Origin of the sequence: uncultured Stenotrophomonas sp. (genome assembly GCF_963519925.1) — a bacterium.
GTDB lineage: Bacteria > Pseudomonadota > Gammaproteobacteria > Xanthomonadales > Xanthomonadaceae > Stenotrophomonas > Stenotrophomonas maltophilia_AE.
Genome location: NZ_CAUQPH010000151.1, coordinates 1 through 7,924, shown reverse-complemented (window position 1 = coordinate 7,924; position 7,924 = coordinate 1). Strand labels below are relative to the sequence as shown.

9 protein-coding genes and 1 pseudogene are annotated in these 7,924 nt (G+C 68.6%); 7 read left to right on the top strand and 3 right to left on the bottom strand.

Going from position 1 to position 7,924, the window contains the following annotated elements; all coding sequences use genetic code 11:
* Together RWO33_RS17625 and RWO33_RS17620 are read right to left on the bottom strand one after the other, a co-directional pair.
* Positions 1 to 769: pseudogene (locus RWO33_RS17625) on the bottom strand (oxidoreductase); the annotation flags it as partial.
* Positions 766 to 1,365, bottom strand: coding sequence for an ATP-binding cassette domain-containing protein (locus tag RWO33_RS17620; RefSeq protein ID WP_145481558.1), 600 nt, complete (start codon positions 1,363 to 1,365; stop codon positions 766 to 768). The pseudogene RWO33_RS17625 and the gene RWO33_RS17620, both read right to left, overlap by 4 nt.
* A gap of 120 nt (positions 1,366 to 1,485) precedes the next feature.
* Between RWO33_RS17620 and RWO33_RS17615 the strand changes: the two genes are divergently transcribed.
* The 3 genes from RWO33_RS17615 (at position 1,486) to RWO33_RS17605 (ending at position 4,264) form a co-directional block, all read left to right on the top strand.
* Positions 1,486 to 2,136 carry an arylesterase gene (locus tag RWO33_RS17615; RefSeq protein ID WP_314106488.1) on the top strand — a complete coding sequence of 217 codons (651 nt, stop codon included), beginning with the start codon at positions 1,486 to 1,488 and terminating at the stop codon, positions 2,134 to 2,136.
* Between the two features lie 88 nt (positions 2,137 to 2,224).
* The gene (locus tag RWO33_RS17610; RefSeq protein WP_019182442.1) at positions 2,225 to 2,938 is read left to right on the top strand and encodes a response regulator transcription factor; all 714 of its coding nucleotides are present in this window, start codon (positions 2,225 to 2,227) and stop codon (positions 2,936 to 2,938) included.
* Between the two features lie 54 nt (positions 2,939 to 2,992).
* Positions 2,993 to 4,264, top strand: coding sequence for a HAMP domain-containing sensor histidine kinase (locus RWO33_RS17605; protein WP_145481560.1), 1,272 nt, complete (start codon positions 2,993 to 2,995; stop codon positions 4,262 to 4,264).
* A gap of 99 nt (positions 4,265 to 4,363) precedes the next feature.
* Here RWO33_RS17605 and RWO33_RS17600 read toward each other — a convergent pair whose 3' ends face one another.
* Complete coding sequence (locus RWO33_RS17600; RefSeq protein ID WP_314106487.1) at positions 4,364 to 5,086, bottom strand: SGNH/GDSL hydrolase family protein; 723 nt, start codon at positions 5,084 to 5,086, stop codon at positions 4,364 to 4,366.
* Between the two features lie 180 nt (positions 5,087 to 5,266).
* On the opposite strand from RWO33_RS17600, the gene RWO33_RS17595 reads away from it, so the two are divergent.
* From RWO33_RS17595 to RWO33_RS17580, 4 genes are all read left to right on the top strand, one after another.
* The gene (locus tag RWO33_RS17595; RefSeq protein ID WP_314106486.1) at positions 5,267 to 5,647 is read left to right on the top strand and encodes a diacylglycerol kinase; all 381 of its coding nucleotides are present in this window, start codon (positions 5,267 to 5,269) and stop codon (positions 5,645 to 5,647) included.
* Positions 5,648 to 5,687: 40 nt separating this feature from the next.
* Positions 5,688 to 6,437 carry a TerC family protein gene (locus RWO33_RS17590; protein ID WP_123728386.1) on the top strand — a complete coding sequence of 250 codons (750 nt, stop codon included), beginning with the start codon at positions 5,688 to 5,690 and terminating at the stop codon, positions 6,435 to 6,437.
* Positions 6,438 to 6,556: 119 nt separating this feature from the next.
* Entirely contained in the window at positions 6,557 to 7,192 is a 636-nt protein-coding gene (locus tag RWO33_RS17585; protein ID WP_145481563.1) for a LemA family protein, read from the top strand.
* Between the two features lie 10 nt (positions 7,193 to 7,202).
* Positions 7,203 to 7,924 (top strand): TPM domain-containing protein (locus RWO33_RS17580; RefSeq protein WP_314106489.1); only part of this gene is annotated, 722 nt, incomplete at its 3' end.

The following is a 7,924-nucleotide window of genomic DNA, read 5'->3' as shown; positions in this document are numbered from 1 at the left end:
GCGACAGGAAGCGGCCGGCCAGGTCGAACGCGCCGCGTACGCCGCGCTGCGCGTCGGCGATGCCGACGATGCGCAGGCCCTTCGCGCGCGGCTGCAACCAGCCGCGGAAATCGGCAATGGCGGCCGCGTCGCCGGCGAACATCATCCGGTACGACGCCCGGCTGCCCGGGCCGAGCAGGCCGGCGCGGTCCACGTCCACGCGGTTCACCAGCAGCGGCGGCGACAACTGCATCAACTCGCCGGAGGTATCCGGCTCCGCCTGCAGCACGCGGGTGACGGTGAGTGTGCCGGCACCGAATTCGAGTGCGTCGCCGACCTTCAGGCCCAAGGCCTGCATCAGGCGCGGATCGGCATAGGCCTCGCCGGGCGCCGGGGTTCCGGCGACCTCGCCGGCGCCGCCGGGCGCGCGGCTGACGCGCAGTTCCCCGCGCAGCGGATAGCCGGCGCCGACCGCCTTGATGTTGGCCATCTGGCTGGCATCGCCATGGAACAGCACGCTGGGGAAGCTGACCATGCGGGTGCTGGCCAGCCCGCGCGTCCTGGCCTCGTCGGCGAAGGCCTGGGGCACGTCCTCGCGCCCGCCCAGGCCCAGGTCGCCGCCGAGCATTTCGGCGGCACTGCTGGTCAGGGCCAGGGTGACCCGGTTGACCAGCGTGCCCACCGCCGTCATCACCGCCACGCCCAGCACCAGCGCGGCGAACACGGTCAGCAGGTCACCGGCCAGGAATTCCCGCCGCAATGCGCGCGCGGCATGACGCAGGACGTTCATGCGTTGATTCCGGCCGCATCCACCAGTCGACCGCCGTCGAGCCGGTAGATGCGTTCGCAGCGCTGCGCCAGGCGCAGGTCGTGGGTGACCAGCACCAGGGTGGTGTCGCTGGTGGCGTTGAGCGCGAACAGCAGATCGCTGATCTGCTGCCCGGTGGCCTGGTCCAGGCTGCCGGTGGGCTCGTCGGCGAACAGGATCCGCGGCCGTGCCACGAACGCCCGCGCCAGCGCCACGCGCTGCTGTTCGCCGCCGGACAGCTGGCGTGGGTAATGCCGCGCGCGGTGGTCCAGGCCCACCTGGGCCAGCACCTCGCGAACCCGCGCGGCGTCCTCGCGGCCGGCCAGTTCCAGCGGCAGCGCGATGTTTTCTTCGGCAGTCAACGCCGGCAGCAGGTGGAAACTCTGGAACACGAAGCCGACCTCGCGCGCGCGCAGCTGGGCACGGGCTTCCTCGTCCAGCGCACCCAGCGAGGCCCCGGCCAGGGCGATGTCGCCACGGCTGGGCAGGTCCAGCCCGGCCAGCAGGCCGAGCAGGGTGGTCTTGCCCGATCCGGAGGCGCCGACGATGGCCACGCTCTCGCCTTCATGGACGGTCATGTCGATGTTGTCCAGTATGTGGACTTCACCCTCCGGGCCACGCGCGGATTTGCCCACGTCGTGGGCGGCGATGGCGACGGGCGCGCTGCGGGGGGACAGGCTGTCGATGAGGATTCTCCAATGTACCGAGCAAAGTGGGCGGGCCGCGCGGCCCTTTCGTTCTGGATGCTGGCAGCGTTGCTGCTGGTGCCGGCGCTGGCATGTGCCAAAGGTGCCGACACCCGGCCCGCGGTGCTGGTGGTGGGCGACAGCCTCAGTGCTGCCCACAATATCCCGGCCGCCTCCGGGTGGGTGAACCTGCTTCAGCAGCGGATCAACCAGCAGGTCAAGCCGCCGCCGGCGGTCATCAACGCCAGCATCAGCGGCGAGACCACCGCCGGCGCGCTGACCCGGCTGCCGGCGCTGCTGCAGAAACACCGGCCGTCGGTGGTGGTGATCGCGCTGGGCGGCAACGATGCGCTGCGCGGGCTGACCCCGGCGCAGCTGCGCGGCAATCTGGAAAAGATGATCGTGGCCAGCCAGAAGGCCGGTGCGCGGGTGCTGCTGCTGGGCATCGACGTGCCGCCCAACTACGGGCCGGCCTACCGCGAACGGCTGCGCCAGACCTATGCCGGGCTGGCCGGCCAGTACAAGGTGCCGCTGCTGCCGTTCCTGCTGGAAGACGTGGCGTTGAAGCCCGGGATGATGCAATCGGACGGCCTCCACCCCACCGCAGCTGCGCAGCCGCAGGTGCTGGAGAACGTCTGGCCGTTGCTGAAACCCCTGCTGTGATGAATATTTCAGCGGGGTGTGAGCGGCTTCACATCGCGTCTACCGACGATCCGGCATGTTTCACAAAGCTGAAGAAAGAGGGACTCCCATGCGTCAGACAAAGGAAACCTCCGGCCTGGTGCTGGTGGTCGAAGACAACCGCAATATCTCCGAGATGATCGGTGAATACCTGGAAGGCCGCGGATTCGAGGTCGACTACGCCCAGGACGGGCTGGACGGCTACCGGCTTGCGGCCGAGAACAGCTACGACGTGGTGGTGCTGGACCTGATGCTGCCGCGCCTGGACGGCATCGAAGTCTGTCGCCGGCTGCGCAACGACGCCCGCAAGTCGACGCCGGTACTGATGCTGACCGCGCGTGACACGCTGGACGACAAGTTGACCGGCCTCGGGTTCGGCGCGGACGATTACCTGACCAAGCCGTTTGCGATCCAGGAACTGGAAGCCCGCCTGCGCGCGCTGATCCGCCGCGAACGTCGCCAGGTGGGGTCGGAGGTGCTCAAGGTAGCCGACCTGGTGCTCGACCCGGTCAGCATGCGCGCCACGCGTGCCGGCACCGAGCTGCAGCTGTCGCCGATCGGGCTGCGCCTGCTCACCATCCTGATGCGCGAGTCGCCGCGTGTGGTCACCCGCCAGGAAATCGAGCGCGAGATCTGGGGCAATGGCCTGCCGGACTCGGATACGCTGCGCAGCCACCTGTACAACCTGCGCAAGATCATCGACAAGCCGTTCGACCGTCCGCTGCTGCACACCGTGCAGAGCGCCGGCTACCGGATTGCCGATATCGCGCAGCCGATGAGCTGATGCGACACGATGCCCCGGCGCCAGCCGGGGCATCCGAACCACCTGGACGTCGTAATGCCGCACGGTCTGCCGCGCAAGATCCGCATCGTTTTCATCCTGCAGGCCGTACTTGCCAGCCTGGGCATCCTGCTGGGCGCGTGGCTGGTGTCGCTGGTGATCAAGCACAGCCTGGTCAGCAGCGCGCTGCAGGAAGAGGCCACCTATTTTTGGAACCTGCACGCGGCCTCGCCGGTGCAGCCGCCGCCGAACACGCGCAACATCCGCGGCTACCTGCTGGAAGCCGGGCAGTCGGCGTTGAGCCTGCCGGCGAACCTGCGCACGCTGGAACCGGGGTTCCACGAACTGGAGGCCGACGACCAGCTGGTGCTGGTCGACGCACGCCCGGAAGGGCGGCTGTACCTGGTGTTCCTGCGCTCGCGTGCGGAGATGCTGGCGTTCTGGTTCGGCATCGTGCCGGTGCTGCTGACCCTGCTGGCGGTGTATGGCGCCTCGTGGGTCACCTATCGCGCGTCGAAACGGCTGGTGTCGCCGGTGAACTGGCTGGCGCGCCGCGTGTCGCGCTGGAACCCGGGCCACCCGGAAGCGGCCGACCTGGCACCCGACAAACTACCCGCCGACATGCAGGGCGAAACCCGGCAGCTGGCGGCGGCACTGCACCAGCTGGCCACGCGGGTCACCGCACACGTGGCACGCGAGCGCAACTTCACCCGCGATGCCAGCCACGAACTGCGCACCCCCCTGACCGTGATCCGGGTGGCCAGCGACATGGCGCTGGGCGACCAGGACATGACCCCGCGCCTGCGCCGTGGCCTGAATCGCATCCAGCGCGCCGGGCGTGACATGGAAGCGGTGATCGACGCGTTCCTGATCCTGGCGCGCGAAGCCGACGTGGAACCGCAGATCGAGCTGTTCGACGTCAACGACATCGTGCGCTACGAAGTGGAGAATGCGCGCGAGCTGCTGGCCGGTCGCCCGGTCGAGATCCACGTGCACAGCGAGGCGCCGGTGCAGCTGCACGCCCCGCCGCGGGTGCTGCAGGTGGTGGTCAGCAACCTGCTGCGCAACGCGTGCAGCTATACCGACGAAGGCCGCATCGACGTGGACGTGCTGGACGACCGGGTGGTGGTGCGCGACACCGGCATCGGCATGTCGGCCGAAGCGCTGTCGCGCGCGTTCGAGCCGTTCTACCGCGCCGAACCGAGCCGCCCGCAGGGCACCGGCCTGGGCCTGTCGATCGTGCGCCGGCTGTGCGACCGCTTCGGCTGGAAGATCGAACTGGCCAGCGAGCCCGGCGTCGGCACCCAGGCCACGATCATCTACCGCTGACGCCCCCGACGGTCCGCAAGCGCGGTAGGGTCGGTTCCCGAACGACCGCCGACCATGCTGATCGGCCCTATAACGCATGACCACGAACAACGTGCGCTGTTACCGCTCCACCGCGTCACACTGCACCTTCGGTGCCAATGCCTCGCGCCAGATCGCATAGCCTTCCGGCTGCATGTGCAGCATGTCCTCCCGGAACAACGCCGCACGCGGCTGCCCATCCGTGCCCAGCATCGGCGTGTAGACGTCGATGAACCCGGTGTTGGGCAACTTCGCCAGCGCGGCCTGGATCAGCCCATTGGCTTCCCTCACCGCCGGCAGCAGCTGCGCGCGCGACGGGCTGGGCTTGATCGAGATGACTTCGACGGTGGTCTTCGGCAGGTCGCGGTGCACGCGCTGCACGAAGGCGACCACGTCGTCGCGCACCTGCGTGGGCGTGCGGCCGCTGTTGAGGTCGTTGTCGCCGGCGTAGAAGAACACCTTGCACGGCGCGTACGGGATCACGATCTGGTCGGCGTACCAGGTGCTGTCGCGGACTTCGGAACCGCCGAAGCCGCGGTTGAACACCTTCTGCCCCGGGAAGTCGGTGGCCAGGGTGTCCCACATGCGGATGGAGGAGCTGCCGATGAACTCGATACCGCCGCGCGGTGGCGGGGCGGCTGCGTCCGCTTTGGCGAAGGCGGCCATGTCGCCGGCCCAGGCCACGTTGGACACCTGTCCTGGTACCTGCGGCGGTGGGACCGGCACGGTGTTCAGGGCCAGCGCGGGCAGGCTGGCGGTCAGCGCCAGGGCGAGCAGCAGGGGACAGGTGACGCGATGGGACATGCGGGACTCCTTGCAGGGTACCGGACCATCTTAGGGCCCCGAGCGTCCGGTGCCCGGGGCCGGGCTGTGCCGGATATGGCAAAATGGAGGATTCACGCCCCGTCCATGCGCTGCCCATGACCCCTTGCCGTGCCCTGCACCTGCCCCCGTGCCACGCTTTCCGCCGTGGAGCGTGCCGGCGTGGCTGACGAATTCGGGCACCTGCCGCGTGGCCCCCGGCGCATCTTCAAGGCCGCCGTGTGGTCGTGGCAGGGGCTGCGCGCGGCCTGGCTGCACGAATCCTCGTTCCGCCTCGAGGTGTACCTGCTGGTGGTGCTGGCACCGCTGGCGCTGTGGCTGGGCCAGAGCCCGGTCGAGCGCGCGCTGATGATCGGCTCGATGCTGCTGGTGCTGGCCATGGAGCTGGCCAATTCAGCGATCGAGGCGGTGATCGAGCGCTACGGCGCCGAATTCCACGAGCTGGCCGGCCGCGCCAAGGACATGGGCTCGGCGGCGGTGTTCGTGCTGATGATGAATGTGCTGGTGTGCTGGGCCCTGGTCCTGGCGCCGCGAATCTTCTGACGCGCCCGGCGCGTCATTTTCCCCTTGTAAGGATGTCTCCATGTTCCTCGAGCTGCTGTCCGATCCCAACGTCTGGTTGACCCTGCTGACCCTGAGCGCACTGGAAATCGTGCTCGGCATCGACAACCTGGTGTTCATCTCCATTGCCGTGAGCAAGCTGCCCGAAGCGCGCCGTCCGTTCGCGCGCAAGCTGGGCATCGCGGTGGCCTGCATCACCCGCATCCTGCTGCTGGTCTCGCTGGCCTACCTGGCGCACATGCAGGCCAACCTCTTCACCGTGGCCGGCATGGGCATCTCCATCCGCGACCTGGTACTGATCGTGGGTGGCCTGTTCCTGATCATCAAGGGCGGCATGGAGATCCGCGAGCTGATCACCGGCGGCGAAGACGAAGACCCGACCACCACCAAGGCCTCGGCGGTGTTCGGCATGGTGATCGCGCAGATCGCCATCATCGACATCGTGTTCTCGCTGGACTCGGTGATCACCGCCGTCGGCATCGCCGAGCACGTGCCGGTGATGGTCGCGGCGATCCTGCTGTCGGTGGCGGTGATGCTGCTGGCGGCCAACCCGCTGGGCCGCTTCATCGACGCCAACCCGACCGTGAAGATGCTGGCCCTGGCCTTCATCCTGCTGATCGGCGCGGTGCTGATCCTGGACGGCCTGGACGTGCACGTGCCCAAGCCGTACATCTACGCCGCGATGGGCTTCTCGGTGCTGGTGGAGTGGCTGAACCTGCTGATGCGCCGCCGCGCGGTGGCCCACCACGTGCCGGGCGCCGGCAATTGGTGAAACCCGTACCGACCAACGGTCGGTACCTACCGGGTGCGGCACCCCCGCCCACCCTAACGGGGAATTAACCCCTATTCATGCCATTCTCCGGCCGCGTCCATCCCGATCCGGAGCCGGCCATGCGTATCTCCCCCCGACTGATCCTGCTGGCCCTGCTGGCCAGCCTGTTGTCAGGTTGTGGCTACAACTCGATCCAGCAGAAGGATGAGCAGGTCAAGGCCGGCTGGGCCGAAGTGCTCAACCAGTACAAGCGCCGTGCCGATCTGATCCCCAACCTGGTGCAGACCGTGCAGGGCTATGCCGACCAGGAACGGCAGGTGCTGACCGACGTCACCAACGCGCGTGCGCGGGTCGGCCAGGTCAACGTGAATGCCGACGACGCCGAGTCGCTGAAGCAGTTCCAGCAGGCGCAGGGCGAACTCAGCGGGGCGCTGTCGCGACTGCTGGTGGTTACCGAGAACTACCCGAACCTCAAGTCCGACCAGGGCTTCCGCGACCTGCAGGCGCAGCTGGAGGGCACCGAGAACCGCATCACCGTGGCCCGCGGGCGTTACATCCAGCAGGTGCAGGACTACAACACCTACATCCGCTCGTTCCCGCAGCTGATCACCGCCAAGATCTTCGGCTACAAGGAAAAGCCGAACTTCACGGTCGAGAACGAAGCGCAGATTTCGCAGCCGCCGGCGGTCAAGTTCGGTGCGCAGCCGGCAGCCCCGGCGCCCGCGCCGCAGCCGCAGCAGGCCCCGGCGCAGTGATCCGGTGAACATCCGCTCGCTGCTGCGCGCGTTGCTGCTGCTGGGGCTGTGCCTGGCCGGGCCCGCATGGGCGCAGGCCGAAGCGGCGATTCCGCCGATGAGCTCGCCGGTGGTGGATACCACCGGCACCCTGGACGCCACGCAGAAGCAGGCGCTGGAAGCCCAGGCGCTGGCCCTGCAGCAGCGCAAGGGCAGCCAGCTGCAGATCCTGATGGTGCCCAGCACCCAGCCGGAGACCATCGAGCAGTACACGCAGCGCGTGTTCGAGCAGTGGCAGGTCGGGCGCAAGGGCGTGGATGACGGCGTGCTGCTGGTGGTGGCCAAGGACGACCGGAAGGTGCGGATCGAACCCGGCTACGGGCTGGAAGGCGCCATTCCCGATGCCATTGCCAACCGCGTCATCCAGGAATACCTGGCCCCGCACTTCCGCAGCGGCGACTACGCCGGTGGACTTGCCGACGGCACTGCCGCGCTGGTCAAGCTGATCGACGGCGAGGAACTGCCGGCACCGGTCAGCGCCAACCCCGCCCCGCGCGGGAGCGGCGGCGACGGCTTTACCGTGGCGCTGGTGATCGGGTTCTTCGTCGGCACCTTTGCCCGCGCCCTGCTGGGCTGGCTGCCCCGTCCGCTGCGCGCGCTGCTGGGTGGCGGCGGTGCGGCGGTGGCCGCCTTCCTGTTCACCTCGCTGTGGCTGGCCAGTGGCCTGGCCGGCCTGATCGGCCTGTTCGTCGG

Excerpts from the sequence above, each read along its gene's own strand:
- RWO33_RS17610 (WP_019182442.1), top strand. The coding sequence starts at position 2,225 with ATGCGTCAGACAAAGGAAACCTCCGGCCTGGTGCTGGTGGTCGAAGAC.
- RWO33_RS17600 (WP_314106487.1), bottom strand. The coding sequence starts at position 5,086 with ATGTCCCATCGCGTCACCTGTCCCCTGCTGCTCGCCCTGGCGCTGACC.
- RWO33_RS17620 (WP_145481558.1), bottom strand. The coding sequence starts at position 1,365 with ATGACCGTCCATGAAGGCGAGAGCGTGGCCATCGTCGGCGCCTCCGGA.
- RWO33_RS17605 (WP_145481560.1), top strand. The coding sequence starts at position 2,993 with ATGCCGCACGGTCTGCCGCGCAAGATCCGCATCGTTTTCATCCTGCAG.
- RWO33_RS17585 (WP_145481563.1), top strand. The coding sequence starts at position 6,557 with ATGCGTATCTCCCCCCGACTGATCCTGCTGGCCCTGCTGGCCAGCCTG.
- RWO33_RS17615 (WP_314106488.1), top strand. The coding sequence starts at position 1,486 with ATGTACCGAGCAAAGTGGGCGGGCCGCGCGGCCCTTTCGTTCTGGATG.
- RWO33_RS17590 (WP_123728386.1), top strand. The coding sequence starts at position 5,688 with ATGTTCCTCGAGCTGCTGTCCGATCCCAACGTCTGGTTGACCCTGCTG.